Source organism: Jutongia huaianensis (genome assembly GCF_014384985.1).
Classification (GTDB): domain Bacteria; phylum Bacillota; class Clostridia; order Lachnospirales; family Lachnospiraceae; genus Jutongia; species Jutongia huaianensis.
This window is the reverse complement of the sequence record NZ_JACRSX010000016.1, coordinates 1-16,407: the sequence shown is the minus strand read 5'-3', so window position 1 is coordinate 16,407 and position 16,407 is coordinate 1. Positions and strand designations below refer to the sequence as shown.

Here is a 16,407-nt window from a genome sequence, read left to right as displayed (position 1 = left end):
TTGAGGAAAGGTAAATAGTTTTGATGGTAGAAATGAGGATTATATGGGGAGAAATATATGGGTGATCGGCAATGACCGTCAGGAAATGATAGAAGCCCAGCGCAGGATCAATTCTACGGGTGGCATGAGAGCGGTCTGCAAGCTGTCTCTGGAAGCGGTACAAAGATCCATAGAGGAGAGGCAGCTTGTGGAAAAGGCAAGTCAGGAATGGAGAGAAGCACCTTCCTTGATTGTGGTGGATTATGGTATGTCCCAAAAAGAGGACTTTGCTACAGTATCCTATATTAAAAAGCAGAAGGATCTGGCGGGTGTTCCGTTATTTTTTATGACAGAGGCGAGAACAAAGCAGCTTGATCGGGAGTGCTATTCATGGGGAGCGACAGTAGTTTTACATAAACCGTTTTCCAGAGAAGGGATCATGCGTATTGAGCAGACGGCATGGCAGCATGATGTGACGAAAAATTACGAAAAGCTTTTGGTACAACAGGCAAACCACCTGCGGGAACAGGAGGAGATCGTAAAGCTGAACCGCCAGCTGGAAGCAAGAAACAGTCTGCTTCGTCAGGTGTTTGGACAGTACTTTTCCGATGATATTTTCAATGAGATCCTGGAGCATCCGGAGGGAGCAGCCATCGGTGGCAAAAAGCGGGAGCTGACAGTTATGATGGCGGATCTCAGAGGATTTACTTCTATTTCCGAGGGGTTGTCGCCGGAGAAGGTCACGGATGTATTAAATTACTTTTTCCAGAGCATGCTTCCGGCATTGACTGAGCATAAAGGGACGGTGATCGAGTATCTGGGAGATTCGATCCTGGCGGTCTTTGGAGCACCGATCGCTTCAGAGCATCAGACAGAAAATGCCATTGCGGCAGCGATCAAGATGCAGAACAATATGGAACGGGTCAATGAATATTGCACCCGGAACGGATATCCGCTGATGGAAATGGGAATTGCCATTCACCGGGGAGAGGCATTTATCGGGAATGTGGGTTCCGAGCAGCTGATGCGGTACAATGTGATCGGCAGCGTGGTCAATGAATGTTCCCGGATTGAAAGCTTTAGTGTAGGCGGGCAGGTTTTGGCATCCAGAGATTGTCTGAGCCGTATTAATGCACCGGTGGAGATTTCCTCCCAGCAGGAGATTCAGGCAAAGGGAATGCAGTATCCTATTACGGTGTGTGAGATCCGGTCTATTCGGGGCAGTTATAATTGCCGGATCAGGGAACAGAGAAATGATGTACTTCATTTAGTAGACAGATGGGTGCTGTTTAATATGTATCCCATTGAAGGTAAACTGATACAGGATATCTGTGTCACCGGAAGACTGTGCCGTTTTTCGTACAAGCGTGCTGTGGTACAGATGGACGAAAAAGAGGAATATGATCTACGGATAGGGATGGATGTGGAAATATTTGCCGCCGGGGATGACGGCAGGGCATTATTTACGGAGATTTATGCTAAGATTATTGAGATTAAGGATGGATTCCTTACCTTACGCTTTACCCATGTAAACCGAAGCTTTCGCAGTTTTGCAGGGCAGATATGGGAGAAACAGGAGGAGTAATGGGAGAAGAGAAAAACACAAAATGGAAGTATGTACCGGATATGGGACATCATATGCTTCCACAGGCGGAGATCTGCTGCAGGGATCAGGATGAGAAGCTGGTGGCGGCACAGATTTCGGAGGAGCAGGCAGCGCAGTTCTTGAAGCATTCGGAAACGGAACAGGAGAATGCGGTGTGGGATAATGGATGGCTGCAGGAAAAGCTGGATATGCTCCGTGCATCGGGCAATCATTTTCTGCTGCTTTTGTGGGGAGAACATGAGGAGAAATGTCTGCTGTTTTTGAGTGATACAAAACGGGTGCGTCCGCTGGAATTTCTGGATTATCTGATGCCGGACTTTGGGCTGATCCGGGGAGATGTGTCCTGTGCCAGTGTACGGGTATCATCGGTGATACTCAAGCTGCAGATGGAAGCACAGGGGACGGAGAAAACCATTGAATATCTGATGAATCAGGCAGAGTCCTATTTTCGGGACTGTGATTGGATTGATGCGAGGGAGTATGGGGAAGCCCATACAGAGGAAATTAAGTCATTTGAATATTATCGTAAGAAACGGGTGGCGTGGGCTTACGTCAAAACAACGGACGTGTCTCCGGCGGGAACAACCTTGTGGATCCGTTCATTGGAAAATGAGTCCGGGCTGGAGATTACAGCGGCAGAGGATACATATATTATGATTGGCTGTAAGGGCGAGATTTACGATATTGAGCGTCAGAAGTTTGAAAACAGCTATGAAACTACCAATGAGCCGCTGGATGTATTTACGCAGATGATGGACTTCTGGCCGGAGCTTCAGAAGCTGCCGGAGCAGGACTTTATCAGCATTGATGAGTATGCCCGTTTATGTTATCCGAAGCAGGAGGCCGGAATTTATGCCCGCCGTCTGGAAAAACGAACGAAGATTTTCCCGGTGGGGAAAAGCCATGAATATTTCCTTGGCCGAAAGGGAGATTATATGGCGGTGCGTCCCGATGATCTGACAGATATCTATGTGATCCGGGGAGATATTTTTGGGCAGACATATGAGGAAAACTGATTATCTATCCCAAAAATCGGACAGATATTTCCCCATAGAGTCTGCGGTGACGACATCATAAGGGAACCATTCTCTTGGAAATAATGACTGATAACTGTTTTGCAGGAAGCGTTCATCCAGCAAAAGGATGGCACCCCGGTCAGAATCGGTACGGATCACACGACCGGCGGCCTGCAGGACTTTATTCATACCCGGGTACTGGTACGCGTAGTTGAATCCGGTACCCTTTTTTTCGTCAAAATAATTCCGGAAAAGTTCATTTTGTGTACATACCATAGGCAGCCCGGTTCCTGCGATCACTGCACCGATCAGCCGGCTGTCCTTAAGATCGATCCCTTCGCCGAAGATTCCGCCCATTACACACAGACCGATGGTGGTTTTTGTCGGTGTGTCCTCAAAATGGGACAGGAACTCCTCCCGTTCCGTTTCACTCATGGAAGTTTCCTGAACATAAACATTGACACATTCCTGACAGTAGGAGGAGCTTTCGATATAACTCCGGATGTCCTCCAGCATACGGTAAGAAGGAAAAAAGATCAGATAATTTCCCGTTTTTGCCTGGATGAAACGTAAAATATAATCGCTGATGCGCTGATATTCTGCCGGGGTTCGCCGGGTATATTTCGTGCTTACGTCCCTTGCGATCATCAGAAGGCGGTTGGAGGAGGAAAACGGGGAGGGAGCGTAAATAGCATAGTCATCCTCCCGTCCTGCCAGCTGATCCCGGTAGTACTGTACCGGAAGCAGGGTTGCCGAAAAAAAGACGGCGCAGCGTCCCCGTTTCAGGTAACTGTCCAGATTGCCGGAGGGGTCCATACACTGCAGATGGAGATAAAATGCTCCGGCAGGATCGTAGTCTCCGTAAATAATATATTTTTCATCTAATGTTTCGTAAATGGACAGAAAATAGCGCAGCTCAAAATAAAATGCCAGAACATCCTCTCTGGAATCATTGTCCAGAGGCAGCGCAGCCGGATCCCCCGGTGTAATGTCGGGGAGTGCTGTATAATCTCCGGAGTCCGTCCGGCTGTGGAGATATTCTTCTAATAGGGAGGAGAGGCGCAGCGCCTTCATTACAAATGGTTCAATCTCAATGGAATCATAAATTTTTCGTTCTTCGCATTCCCGTTTTAACTCCAGAAGCTCTTTGTTACAGCGTTCCAGACTGCGGGCAATTTTGCGGGAGTGAGTGGTCATGATCTTTTTGATCTTGAGAAAATCCTCCTTGATCAGCGTAGAAGAGTACATTTCACGGGCGCGGTCCACCAGATTGTGTGCCTCGTCGATCAGGAATATATAGGGGTTTTCTGTCTCCTGGGCAAAGAAACGTTTCAGGCATGCCGTGGGATCAAAGGCGTAATTGTAGTCACCGATGATGGCATCGCACCATGTACTCACATCCAGGCTCATTTCAAAGGGACAGACATTATGCTTCTCAGCATAGGAGAGGATCATATCACGGGAGATGGAATCCTCCTGGGTCAACAGATCATACACGGCATCATTGACTCGGTCAAAATGACCCAAAGCTCTGGGGCATGCCTGAGGGTTGCACTGGGGCTTATCTAAAATGCAGATTTTTTCTTTGGCGGTCAATGTGATAAATTTGAGCCGCATGCCCTGTGCCGCAAGGAGAGTAAAGGACTCCTGGGCAACGGTCCGGGTAATGGTCTTGGCAGTAAGATAAAAAATTTTTTCGGTGATTCCCTCGCCAATGGATTTGACGGCAGGAAACACAGTGGAGATAGTCTTACCTACTCCGGTAGGTGCTTCGATGTAGAGACGTTTCTTCCGAAGAATACTTTGATAAACACCCTTCACGAGAGTCTGCTGTCCCTCCCGGTAATCAAAGGGAAAGCGTAAGCTCCGGATCGTGCGGTTGCGCTCCTCCTGCCATTTGATCTCCCAGGCAGCCCATTTGGCATACTCCTGTACCAGATCCAGAAACCAGTTCTCAATCTTCCGGAAGGAAATGCGTTCCTCAAAGATGCGCACCTCCTCTGTGGGAATATGGCAGTATGTCATCCGGATACCGATATTCTTGAGCTTGTTTTTCTTTGCGTAGATATAGCCGTAGCACATGGCCTGCGCCTTGTGGACCAGAACCGGTTCCTTCAGACGGGAGACATGACGGTAAATTCCCTTGATCTCGTCAATGGTCATGCTACTTCCGTCCTTTGCCGGGAAAATGCCGTCGGCGCGCCCCTCCACAGTAATTTCAAGGGAAACCCCATCATAGGTTACAGGTACAGTAATGTCTAAGGGAACCTCGGCCAGATAGGTGGAGCCCATGCGTTTCTGAAGCTTTTTGTGGATCCGGGTACCCTCCTGCATGGCGTCGGGATCCGCCAGACCACTTTCGGACGCAACAATATCGCCGCTTCGCAGAATAAACTCTACGAGATTACGCACAGAAATTTTAACGCAGTGCACGGGATCCCTCCTTTCCTATAGCATCTTCTCCAGCATATCGCGATCCCAGAGAACAACCCCGATCTTGTCTGCCAGCTTACGGGCGGCAGGGGTAAAATATTGATTGGTCAGAACCATCGCGACATGACATTCATAAAATGCGCGTCCCGCATATACCTGCTGGACAGCTTCGATGCCCACGTCGTAGTTGTATCGCTTGCACTGGATCGCAAAGGAAATTCCGTCCCGGTAAGCAAGAACATCTACGCCGAAATCGCCGCTTGCCTTCGTGTTCTCTGCCAGCTCAAAACCGTTGGAGGCAAGAATGTCGCAGGTCAGAGCTTCAAAATCCGCACCGGAGATATCGTCCAGATCGGTCAGTGACCAGTCCCCGCGAATATAGCGGCTCCGGGAACGAAACAGAGAGTGGATCTTGCAAAGGCAGAAGATCATAAAAAGAAGTCCTACGCAGACTGCCGGGGCAAAAAAATCCCGCGGTGCTCCCAGAAAGAGAAATACAAGTCCCACAGGAACCAGTGCCGCCAGCATACCCCACAGGAATATATATAAAGTCAATCGCTTATGTCTCATAATAAATTTTAATCCTTTCCGAGTCCTTAAAATTTGGACTGCAGGAACAAAGTCACCGTGTGAAAGTTAAGTTTCACAACATTCTTAAATAGATTACAGAATGTTTGTTCGGCAAAGAATATATTATATGATGGCGGAAGAAAATGCAAGGCGGAAAAAGTGAAAAAAACGGAAAGAAAATAAAACCATGTGTGTGATACACTATATTTGCAGCTTGTTTTATGATAGGAAAACATAAGGAGGAACTATTTATGAAGAAGGGTTATAAGGCAATCGCAGTGACTCTCAGTATGGTGCTGGCGTTGACCGGTGTTGTTGGAGGGGCTCCTATGAAAGGCGAGGCAAAAGCCAAAATTAAACTGAACAAGAAAAAGGTGACATTGACTGTAGGTAAAAGCGTGAAGCTGAAGCTTAAGGGTACCGGCAAAAAGGCAAAGTGGTCATCCAGCAATGAAAGCGTTGCCATGGTGAGCAGTACCGGTAAGGTTATGGCTGTGAGCGTGGGAAAAGCGAAAATAAGAGCCAAGATTAAGAAAAAGAAATATTCATGTAGTGTAACCGTTAAAGGAAAAACAACAGAGCCGGAGGAATTCTGGCCTGTAACACAGACAAAGACACCGACTGCCACAAAGGCACCGGCAGCGACGGCACCGGTAAGAAAGACAAATGCTCCGTCCAACACAAAGAATCCGGCAGGAACCGGCAGGCCATATGGGACAAATGTACCGGGAAAGACGGACGCACCGGAAGTAACAAAGACCCCGGTTAAGACAGAGGAGCCGGAGGAGACAAAAGCACCGGCTAAGACGGAGGAGCCGGAGGAGACAAAAGCCCCGGTTAAGACGGAGGCACCGGAGGAGACAAAAGCACCGGTTAAGACGGAGGCACCGGAGGAGACAAAGGCACCGGTCAAGACAGAGAAGCCGAACGATACAGCGTCACCGGTTAAGCCGAGAGTGGTTTATCAGTTTGTCGGAAGCATAACAGGATGGGGAGGGCCGGATACCTATCCGTCATCCAAGGATCACGAGCAGGGAGACGGCGGATCCAACTCCGTGAATGAGAGTCTCACAAACATCAAGGTAGGGATCGGCAGCTATAAGTGTGGTCTTGAGCTTATGAACAAATACAGTGACAATTTTATCGGAGCATCCAATGAGCTGTCACAGATCATTAAGGGAATGACAGATCCTGTCATCCGTGTGACATTGGAAAATGGTGGTGCTGCATCCGCTTATAACTGGTATGATGAGCTGAAATGTCCAAGTGGAGAGGAAGTAGCTCTGACCAAAGAATTCCTGAGAAATGAGTACGTTGGCCTGTTCGGAAATGATGATACGATCACAAAGGTAGAGATCTATGACCGTGCCGCTGCCGCAGTAGAGCCGGAGCAGCCGGAGGAGACAAAAGCTCCGGTTAAGACAGAGGAGCCGGAGGAGACAAAGACCCCGGTTAAGACAGAGAAGCCGAATGATACAGCGTCACCGGAGGATACAAAGAAACCGGAGCAGACAGCGTCACCAGAGAATCCATCCCGGCCGGAAGAAAGTTATACACCGGACATTCCGGTTGTTACACCGGGATCGGCAGATGCGGATAATGAAGCGCTTGCAAGTAATATGAAGGCAAGTCTTCAGAAATTGTCAACGGGTCAGATACTGCTGAAATTGGTCAATAATAATGATGTCACAGTAAATTATTTTGAAGTGACAGTTGTATGGAAGGATGCACAGGGAAATGCATTGACATATGATGACTACGGTGAGATACATACGGATCAATCATCTTCAGATGGATATTTCCTGGAAAAGAACGGATTGTATTATAACCTGATATCTCCTTCTAGTGAGAATAAAGACAAAATAGATCTGTCAAAGAGTGAGATTAGTATCAAGGTAGATCAGACATATACAGAGGAGTTTTGCTCCCCTTTAACATCCAAAATTACAGTAACCAGTCGGAAAACGGTTGATGAATATGGAGACAGTCAGATTGATTATGAAATCAAGAATGATGATTCGAAAGAAGCACGTATAGATTTGGTTTGCTTGTATAAGGATGCACGGGGAAATGTAATTGGTGTATGTTGGTCATATGAGAGTCCGAAGGCAGGAGAAACTGTCAGCGATTATATGTATATTCCATATGATGAGAATGGTGATGAGCATATCGACTTTGCTTCTTATGAAATTTATATCAATGGATGTTTGTATGATTCAGAAAGTTAAATGTCCGTCAGTCTGCAATTTTCATAGATAATATGGACATAATATAATAAACCTTTTTAAGGGCGCATATCGAATTGTTTCGATATGCGCTCAAATTATGCCATGAATAAGCCGGAAATTCTGCCTTCGCAGCTGGTGCAAGCGAGGTGTTATGAGTTCTCCGGGGGTTTTTCTGTTTGACAGGGGATTTGTAGGAGAGTAAAATTTAATTTAAACCGATTTGATTAAAATTGGTTTGAATTAAATCAATTTGAATAAAAAAGCAAAAAGTACATTGATAATGAATGGGCTGACAAGAATCTATATATTATTCTTTGCGGTTCGGCACTCAGCTTTATGGAAGACAAGGTGCTCAGCGAGAAAAGTCCGTTGTTTGGACGGCGGGATTCCCAGATCAAATTGGATGCATTTGATTATCTGGAGTCTGCATTATTTGTGCCATCTTATACAAATGAGGAGAAGGCCATCTGTTACGGTGTAACAGGCGGTGTTGCAAAATATCTTTCTATGATCGATCCGGAGAAGAGCTTAGATGAAAATATTAAGAAGCTTTTTTTCCGGACCGATGGATATCTGTATGATGAGACACGAAACTTCCTGATGCAGGAATTTTCGGATATTATATTCTTTAAATAAGCTGATCAGTGTAGGGCTTGTGGAAAAAAGACGCTGTATTACAGAAGAAAAAAATAAAAGAAAGACAAAATATGTTTTAAAGGATTCCATGTTTAAATTCTGGTATGAATTTATTCCAAAGGCATGTAGTGTCATAGAAATGTGCCAATATTATACACTCAAAGAAGGAATCGCAGGGAAATTTAACTGCTTTCTGACAGAGACCGGAACCTGGTGGGGGACGGAGGTGCTTGTGGATGAGCAGGGAGGTAAAACAACCCGGCAGGCGGATATTGATGTGGTAGGCCTGTCCGCCATAGATAAGGTGATGGTTGTGGGAGAATGCAAGTTTAAAAACGAAAAGATTGACAGATCCATTTATGAAACTCTGGTCAGAAGAAGTAAAGCGATTCCGGCAAAGTACCGCATAACCAGATATTTATTCTTTTCGCTGAGTGGATATACGAAATGGTTTGATGAGATTGACCGGAATGAGGTCTGCCTGTTTACGCTGGACGATCTGTATCGGTAGATTGCCGGTTTAAAAGACAGATGCTTGGCGGGGTTGCTGCGTATAGGCACAGAAAGGAAGGGACAGCATTGTTAATTTAAAAAGGGTCCGCACCTCAAAAGGCATGAGTCTGGATGTGTATCTGGTGAGGGTGTAGATGTAAAGCATAAATGTTTTGATAAAAAGCTTCTGATCACAGTCATCGGAGCACATATCATTCGTATGGTGCCGCCACTGATCCTGACGGAAGAGGATTGCGACAAGGCTTACGAGATCATTAAGGAGTCTGTTGAAGAATTAGCCGAATAAGCTGGCAGGCCTTCCGAAATATAAAGACCTGCCAGACCGTGTTGTTTATTTCTTCACTTTAATCTTTTTAACCTTCGTCCACTTGCTGTAGATCTTTTTCATTCCCTGAAGCTTATAAGCACGGACGCGGACGAAATAGGTTTTGGATCGCTTTACTTTTTTTACAGTACAATAAGTGGTTTTTACTGTCTTTTTCTTTAAGGACCTGGTAAATTTCTTGTTCATTGCGTACTGCACTTCATATCCCTTGACCGTGGTCTCCGGCAACCAGGTGATGATAAGCTTTAACGGCTTTTGGTTTACAATACGAAGTCCCTTGACGGCTTTTGGAGCAGACGCTTTGATGGAAGTCTCTGAGGAAGCATCCTGTGTACCAGAGGAAGCAGACGGCTTCTTTGTTGCGGATGGTGTATTGGAGGAAGACGGCTTCTTTGTGGCTGCCGGTGCATTGGAAGCAGCCGGAGTGTTGGAAGTGCCGGGTTTATTGGATGCTGCCGGTGTATTAGAAGTGTCAGGCTTATTGGATGCAGCCGGTGTCTCCGATGCAGTTCCCTTCTTTGGAATGACTTCTCCCTGTTGCAGGACCTTCTTGCAGGCCTTACAAATGGTATCACCTGTGTATCCTTCTTCGGTTGTCGTAGCAGGTTTTTTGTTTACAACCTCTTTCTCCCAATGATAGTCAGGATCGATCGGAAGAGTGATTACTTCACTTTTGCCGCATTTTGTGCAGGCGCGGGTTGCAGTTCCCTCCTGGGAACAGGTTGCCCGTTCAATGACAGCGGTCTGGATCCACTCGTGTTCACAGGCATCTGCCCGTTTCCAATGTGCATAGAGGGTGATGTTTCCGGTACTTCCTTTGGCAATCTCAGTAACCTGTTGTGTCAATTCTTTATCAGAGAACCAGCCGAGGAAAGTATAGCCCTCCCGAATAGGATCCTTTAACGTGATGGTATCTGAATTATTGGTATAAGCTGCCGGATTATCGTTTTGTACATTCGTTGCATTTAAAAAATATGTGATAGTGTAGTCTGTGACCGAACTGTCTTTCCACATGGCATATAAGGTGATTTCAGCCTGATCTGTTTCTGTCAGTGGATAAATCTTGGCCTCATCCCGATAAAAAGTACCACTTCCGTCCGACATGGTGTTCCAGCCTGTAAAGGTATAGTTTTCCCTTGTGTAGGCGTTTTTGGAAAGAGAAAATGTAAAGCCGTCAATCATACACGTCTGTGCATCCATCGTACCTGCGGCGGCCCCATTTCCATCATAGATTATGGTGTAGGAACCCTTTGGAAAACTGATCGAGCGGCCGGACCAGACACCTGTTGCTTTGTCTGCCATAGCATTGATATCCGCTTCCGGAATAACGGAATAGATATATAATTTACCGGAGCTGCTTTTTTTGGCAAGAAATGCATAATCACCGAATTCTTCCAATGTGGCCGGTAAATAAAGCGTTTTCAATGCATCCATATTTGCACAGCCCGAATCAATGATTTTTGTGATGGCAGTTTCTCTCAGGTCAAGCGTTTTGATCGCTGTTCCGGAAAATGTCAGGTAGTTGATTTCTTTCAAGGTCTTAGGCAGGATCACTTCCTCCAGACTGGTACATGCTCTGAAAATACTTTGTCCTGTCTGTTCCATGGTACTGCTCGACAGATCGATCTTTTTCAGTTTGGAGCAGTTGTAAAATGCGTAATTTTCTATAGAAGAAATATTTGTTTTGGAGCAATCCACTGTTTCCAGATTCGTACAATCCTGAAAAGCATAAGCATCAATGGAAAGATTTTTAGGTTCGCCCCAATATACGGAGGCGAGAGAAGTACAGTCTTTAAAAGCCTCATCGCAGATTCTGACTACGGAGGTGCCTCTGAAGTCAACGGTCTTTAAGGAGGAACATCCTAAAAATTCCTGGGGTTGAATAACCTGGATGGATTTGGGTATATTGATCTCTTCCAATGCGGTGCAGTTTTTGAAGGTTTGACTATAAAATTGTGTAACGGTATCCGGAAGCGTTACAGTTTTTAATTTAGTACATCCTTCGAAGGTTCCTGTAGTGGAAGAGAACAATGACACAATCATTTTTATGGAAGCTTCACTGAAATCTACTGATTCAATATCTGTTCCGGCAAAACCGTCATAGACTTTGTGAACCGGTACACCATCGATATCTGTCACTTTCACATTCTTTGAATAATCGTCACCCCATGGTCCAAACAGCGTGAGATTCCAGTCCGTCATATCCTTCCAGGTGTCCAGATCTAAGTCGGTATTGAAGCTGCTGTCATTACAATGGAAGGAATATCGTAAGCCATCCTTTACGAGGTAGCCACAGGAATATACCATATAGGCGGCCCGGTTCAGCAGCATTGTCGGTATCGTCATATCGAAGCCGGCACTGTTATATCCGCCGGAGGTCCAGAGCTCCTCTGCATCCGGCAGAACCTCGCTTGTATCGTCGTCTCTTTCCAGATCATAACGATTTCTGGAACATACGGTTGCATCAATATAGATCCAATAGTCAGAATCCTTGTTATAAGCAATGCTATAAGCATGGGTTTTGGTGACCAGTCCAAAGCTTGGAATGCCACGGGATACCAATAAAGTGTTTAAAAGATTAGTATATCCGCCGCACACCGCCTTCTTGGAGGACCAGACATCATATGGGTTATCTGATGTGAGTTCTGTTCCGTGTTTTGGGTTGTAACGTTTATCGTTCAGATTATAAGACACGCGGTTTGCAACGTAGCGGGATACGGCTTCCATCTCTTTATATGTGGTGGTGATATCGCACTGATCAAGATAGGTCTGCAGATCATCCGTCATCTCTTTAAGCTGGTCGTCGGTGTAAGTTGATTTATTCGGATCGATACAGTCCTTGAGCAGGTACTCCTGAAAGATCCCATCCAGCTTTTCAAAAGCGGAAATTTCCTCCTCTGATGCAGCCGCAAATGCAGTGGGTACATTTATGGTGATCGTAAGTAATAAAAGCACCAGTGCAGGGAAGAACAAGCCCGGGAAATATTTTGGTATATTTTTTTTATTCATATCGTATCCTCCTTGTATAAACTCAAAATAAAATTCTTCTTTATTATATGATTATATGGGATAAATCAAGTAAATGAGAATATTTGCGTGAACGGTTCATATATGGCGTGAACGACGTGTGTTCTTTTTATGTGGAATTCGGCACAAGTAAATGAAAAACACCTTGAGCCGGTGTCGGAAAACGTGTACAATGAAATTGTTGCAAAACGCATCTTGAGTTATTAAAAATGGGTTTAATTTTTAAAAGAAATCATTATAGCAACAGAAAAGAGGGTTAATATGGCAGAGAAAGAAAGCAGTTATGGATTTGAGGAGACAATGGTAACACTGACAGATGAGGATGGTCTGGAGAAGGATTTTTATGTGGACGAGATCTATGAAGTGGATGGCAGACTCTATGCAGCAGTTATTCCGGCAGATGTGGAAAATGTTACAGAATATTATGTATTCCGTCTGATCGATCTGGGAAATGATGATTTTGAGATGGAGGATATCGAGGAAGAGGCAGAGTATGATGCGGCAGCAGACGCTTATGAGGAGATTCTGGATACCCGGATGTGGAACCGGGAGTTTGAAGGGGAATAGAGCGGGCGTCTGCAGTGGATGTTGCATTTTTATGATCTAAAAATAAAATATAGTCGTACAAATATCCGGGAGTTATTAAAGTATACTTTAATAACTCCCGGATATTTTATAAAATATACTTGTATTTTCATAGCGGAGATATTAAAATATAATATAGTAATTTTGGTGGAATTATAAAAGTATATAAAATTAATTTTAAGAGATAACAGATATATGGAGGTGGTACGATGGCAATTGTCAGTGATGATCAGGTGATTAAGGTGCTGCGCCAGTATAATACATGGTGGCGTAATGTGTCTGAGGTAAAAGAGGAAAGTAAAATATAGCAAGGGATGTAGAGGGAAGGGTAGAAAGATAGAAACCCCGAAAAGGGGACGAGAACCTAAAGCGAGATTTCTTTCCAAAAAAAATATAATGTAGAAAGATAGAAACCCCGAAAAGGGGACGAGAACCTTCAAGAACGCATTTATAACTTTTGCTTCTACCAGTAGAAAGATAGAAACCCCGAAAAGGGGACGAGAACTGTGTATCATTTGCGTTTATATAAATTATTCTTTGTAGAAAGATAGAAACCCCGAAAAGGGGACGAGAACACTTTATTATATAATTCAACAAATGCACTATTCACGTAGAAAGATAGAAACCCCGAAAAGGGGACGAGAACCCTTTCAGATATACCCTACACTTACCATTCTTTGTAGAAAGATAGAAACCCCGAAAAGGGGACGAGAACCATATCTTCGATCTCTAACCGCCCCATAACTTCCGTAGAAAGATAGAAACCCCGAAAAGGGGACGAGAACTTGGTGATACTGCTGTCACAGTGGAATATTGTAACGTAGAAAGATAGAAACCCCGAAAAGGGGACGAGAACGTAGTGGCGTAGCTAAAAGTTAAGACATTTTTAGTAGAAAGATAGAAACCCCGAAAAGGGGACGAGAACGATAATGGGAAATCCAACTGTCTGAATAGCATCGTAGAAAGATAGAAACCCCGAAAAGGGGACGAGAACTTACTATCTCGATTGCTTCCTTCACCATCACTTGTAGAAAGATAGAAACCCCGAAAAGGGGACGAGAACTACTACCTAAAAAAAGGGTATCCAATTACAACATTTCGAAGTAGAAAGATAGAAACCCCGAAAAGGGGACGAGAACTTCAACCTGTCAATAATAAGCTCAGCTTGCTTCTGTAGAAAGATAGAAACCCCGAAAAGGGGACGAGAACGACTTAATCTTTGCACACTCCACTTGCAATGCCTGTAGAAAGATAGAAACCCCGAAAAGGGGACGAGAACGCCTTGTTTAATTTGTTCATTGTATTCATAGTGAATAGTAGAAAGATAGAAACCCCGAAAAGGGGACGAGAACGCCAATGCGCCACACATAACAATCGGAAATCCCACGTAGAAAGATAGAAACCCCGAAAAGGGGACGAGAACTTTCGTAGCCATATGCCATAAAATTTGTCATTTCGATGTAGAAAGATAGAAACCCCGAAAAGGGGACGAGAACAGTTTCTCCGTTTTTGTTTGTGTACTGGTACATAAGTAGAAAGATAGAAACCCCGAAAAGGGGACGAGAACTACTATCGCTTAAACCATACGGCAAGCGGTTAAGAGTAGAAAGATAGAAACCCCGAAAAGGGGACGGGAACGCCAGCCTTGCTTATTTTGCGATTTTAATTAAAGTAGAAAGATAGAAACTCCGAAAAGGGGACGAGAACCTACACACCCATAATCTTCGCAAAACTTCATCTCCGAATAGAAAGATAGAAACTCCGAAAAGGGGACGAGAACAACCAAGTGAACCGTATCAAACAATACCACATGGCATAGAAAGATAGAAACCCCGAAAAGGGGACGAGAACTCTTTGGTCTCTTTAACTGTGCCATCCCACAAATCAGTAGAAAGATAGAAACCCCGAAAAGGGGACGAGAACTTTGACTTGACGTCATAAACATCATCAACATAAGGTAGAAAGATAGAAACCCCGAAAAGGGGACGAGAACGTTGACCGCCTACCCCCTTGCGGTGATTATATATTATAGAAAGATAGAAACTCCGAAAAGGGGACGAGAACAGTATCAATGAAATACACACCGTCATATTTTGCCTATAGAAAGATAGAAACCCCGAAAAGGGGACGAGAACGGGTTGTTCTTCGGTTTCAAATCTGGGAAATTGGTAGAGAGATAGAAACCCCGAAAAGGGGACGGAATGTATAGGATATAATTAAGTAAAATGGATATTTTGCAGAGAGGAGGATTGTATGAGTTATCTATATGTGTGCGAACAAGGTGCTTGTGTGGGAATTCAAGGTAATCGATTTCAAGTGAAATATAAGGATGGTATGTTAAAGAGCATACCTGCGGAAACTTTGGAAGTAATTGAAATTTTTGGAAAGGTTCAGCTAACGACACAATGTGTGACAGAATGCTTAAAGCGTGGGGTAAATGTTATTTTTTATTCTGTTAATGGTGCCTATTTTGGAAGATTGATTTCCACAACCCACGTGAATGTACAGAGGCAGAGAAAACAAGCAGAGATTGGAAATAATGAGACATTTAAACTGGAATTTTCACGAAAAATCATTTCAGCCAAAATAAGGAATCAAATGGTGGTTTTACGTCGATATGCCAGGCGACGTGATGTGAATATTGATCGCCCTATGGTAGAGATGCAGATTATGCAGAAAAAAGTCATTTGTGCGAATACCATTGAGCAGGTAATGGGATATGAAGGAACGGCAGCAAAAATATATTTTAAAATGTTGTCACTGTTGATTGATCCAGAGTTTACATTTTCTGGCAGATCCAGACGTCCTCCGATGGATCCGTTTAATTCTTTAATTAGCTTAGGCTATTCTATTATATTGAATGAATTATACGGAAAGATAGAGGGAAAGGGGTTAAATCCGTATTTTGGAATCATGCACAAGGATCGGGAAAAGCATCCGACGCTAGCTAGCGATTTGATGGAGGAATGGCGTGCGGTGTTAATTGATTCGACGGCACTAAGTATGTTAAATGGTCATGAATTATTGTTGGAAGATTTCTATTCGGGATCAGATTGCCCGGGAGTATTTTTGGAACAGGAGGGATTTAAAAAGTATATCAAAAAATTAGAAGGAAAATTTCGGACAGATAGTCGTTATCTTTCATATATAGAGTATGCAGTTAGTTTTCGGAGAGCACTTGATTTTCAAATTGCACAGTTTGTGAAGGCGATTGAAACAGAAAATGTGGATGAATATATGCCAATTGAAATTCGTTAATCAAGGAGGAAACGTGATGGAAAATTATTTCTGGAATACAGAGGAAAAAGAAACAAGAAAAAAGCTGTACATTCTTATAATATATGATATTGTAGATAATAAAAGAAGAATTTGGTCCTATGTCAAGATTTAGTACAAGTTAAAATGAGTTTTTCTCATTCTAACCTGCCAGCAATTCCGAAGTTGCCTGTTGATACAATCTTTCAAAATCATCGGGGGACATATAATCGC

At 44.1% G+C, this 16,407-nt stretch carries 10 protein-coding genes and 1 CRISPR repeat array; of the genes, 7 read left to right on the top strand and 3 right to left on the bottom strand.

Annotation, left to right across the window (positions count from 1 at the left end; genetic code table 11):
- Nucleotides 1-43: 43 nt before the first annotated feature.
- The gene (locus H8704_RS10800; RefSeq protein ID WP_249298268.1) at nt 44-1,564 is read left to right on the top strand and encodes an adenylate/guanylate cyclase domain-containing response regulator; all 1,521 of its coding nucleotides are present in this window, start codon (nt 44-46) and stop codon (nt 1,562-1,564) included.
- Nucleotides 1,543-2,601, top strand: a complete 1,059-nt coding sequence (locus tag H8704_RS10795) for a hypothetical protein (RefSeq protein ID WP_118689408.1) — start codon at nt 1,543-1,545, stop codon at nt 2,599-2,601. The genes H8704_RS10800 and H8704_RS10795 overlap by 22 nt, the downstream gene beginning before the upstream one ends.
- Here the strand turns inward: H8704_RS10795 and H8704_RS10790 are convergent, their stop codons facing one another.
- Nucleotides 2,602-5,034 (bottom strand): ATP-dependent DNA helicase, encoded by a 2,433-nt coding sequence (locus H8704_RS10790; protein WP_249298267.1) that lies wholly within the window; start codon nt 5,032-5,034, stop codon nt 2,602-2,604.
- A 15-nt stretch (nt 5,035-5,049) separates the two neighbouring features.
- A complete protein-coding gene (locus H8704_RS10785) occupies nt 5,050-5,604 on the bottom strand; it encodes a restriction endonuclease (protein ID WP_022464339.1) in 555 nt (184 codons plus the stop codon).
- A gap of 251 nt (nt 5,605-5,855) precedes the next feature.
- Between H8704_RS10785 and H8704_RS10780 the strand changes: the two genes are divergently transcribed.
- The 3 genes from H8704_RS10780 (at nt 5,856) to H8704_RS10770 (ending at nt 8,979) form a co-directional block, all read left to right on the top strand.
- Nucleotides 5,856-7,832: an Ig-like domain-containing protein gene (locus H8704_RS10780; protein WP_249298266.1), complete on the top strand. Its 1,977-nt coding sequence runs from the start codon at nt 5,856-5,858 to the stop codon at nt 7,830-7,832.
- 336 nt (nt 7,833-8,168) lie between these two features.
- Entirely contained in the window at nt 8,169-8,468 is a 300-nt protein-coding gene (locus H8704_RS10775) for an AAA family ATPase (protein ID WP_243101857.1), read from the top strand.
- A gap of 88 nt (nt 8,469-8,556) precedes the next feature.
- Complete coding sequence (locus H8704_RS10770; RefSeq protein WP_243105518.1) at nt 8,557-8,979, top strand: DUF234 domain-containing protein; 423 nt, start codon at nt 8,557-8,559, stop codon at nt 8,977-8,979.
- A gap of 333 nt (nt 8,980-9,312) precedes the next feature.
- On the opposite strand, the gene H8704_RS10760 is transcribed toward H8704_RS10770, so the two are convergent.
- Nucleotides 9,313-12,315 (bottom strand): leucine-rich repeat protein, encoded by a 3,003-nt coding sequence (locus tag H8704_RS10760; RefSeq protein WP_249298265.1) that lies wholly within the window; start codon nt 12,313-12,315, stop codon nt 9,313-9,315.
- Between the two features lie 279 nt (nt 12,316-12,594).
- Between H8704_RS10760 and H8704_RS10755 the strand changes: the two genes are divergently transcribed.
- A complete protein-coding gene (locus H8704_RS10755; RefSeq protein ID WP_022464214.1) occupies nt 12,595-12,900 on the top strand; it encodes a DUF1292 domain-containing protein in 306 nt (101 codons plus the stop codon).
- A 346-nt stretch (nt 12,901-13,246) separates the two neighbouring features.
- Nucleotides 13,247-15,122: direct repeats of the CRISPR family, unit length 36 nt; unit sequence GTAGAAAGATAGAAACCCCGAAAAGGGGACGAGAAC.
- 49 nt (nt 15,123-15,171) lie between these two features.
- On the top strand, nt 15,172-16,176 hold the full coding sequence (gene cas1 / locus H8704_RS10750; protein ID WP_022464207.1) for a CRISPR-associated endonuclease Cas1: 1,005 nt from the start codon (nt 15,172-15,174) through the stop codon (nt 16,174-16,176).
- The last annotated feature ends 231 nt before the right edge of the window (nt 16,177-16,407 follow it).

What these genes read in the sequence shown, in the direction of transcription:
- H8704_RS10785 (WP_022464339.1), bottom strand. Translation starts at nt 5,604, where the DNA reads ATGAGACATAAGCGATTGACTTTATATATATTCCTGTGGGGTATGCTG.
- cas1 (WP_022464207.1), top strand. Translation starts at nt 15,172, where the DNA reads ATGAGTTATCTATATGTGTGCGAACAAGGTGCTTGTGTGGGAATTCAA.
- H8704_RS10760 (WP_249298265.1), bottom strand. Translation starts at nt 12,315, where the DNA reads ATGAATAAAAAAAATATACCAAAATATTTCCCGGGCTTGTTCTTCCCT.
- H8704_RS10800 (WP_249298268.1), top strand. Translation starts at nt 44, where the DNA reads ATGGGGAGAAATATATGGGTGATCGGCAATGACCGTCAGGAAATGATA.
- H8704_RS10775 (WP_243101857.1), top strand. Translation starts at nt 8,169, where the DNA reads ATGGAAGACAAGGTGCTCAGCGAGAAAAGTCCGTTGTTTGGACGGCGG.
- H8704_RS10780 (WP_249298266.1), top strand. Translation starts at nt 5,856, where the DNA reads ATGAAGAAGGGTTATAAGGCAATCGCAGTGACTCTCAGTATGGTGCTG.
- H8704_RS10755 (WP_022464214.1), top strand. Translation starts at nt 12,595, where the DNA reads ATGGCAGAGAAAGAAAGCAGTTATGGATTTGAGGAGACAATGGTAACA.
- H8704_RS10770 (WP_243105518.1), top strand. Translation starts at nt 8,557, where the DNA reads ATGTTTAAATTCTGGTATGAATTTATTCCAAAGGCATGTAGTGTCATA.
- H8704_RS10795 (WP_118689408.1), top strand. Translation starts at nt 1,543, where the DNA reads ATGGGAGAAACAGGAGGAGTAATGGGAGAAGAGAAAAACACAAAATGG.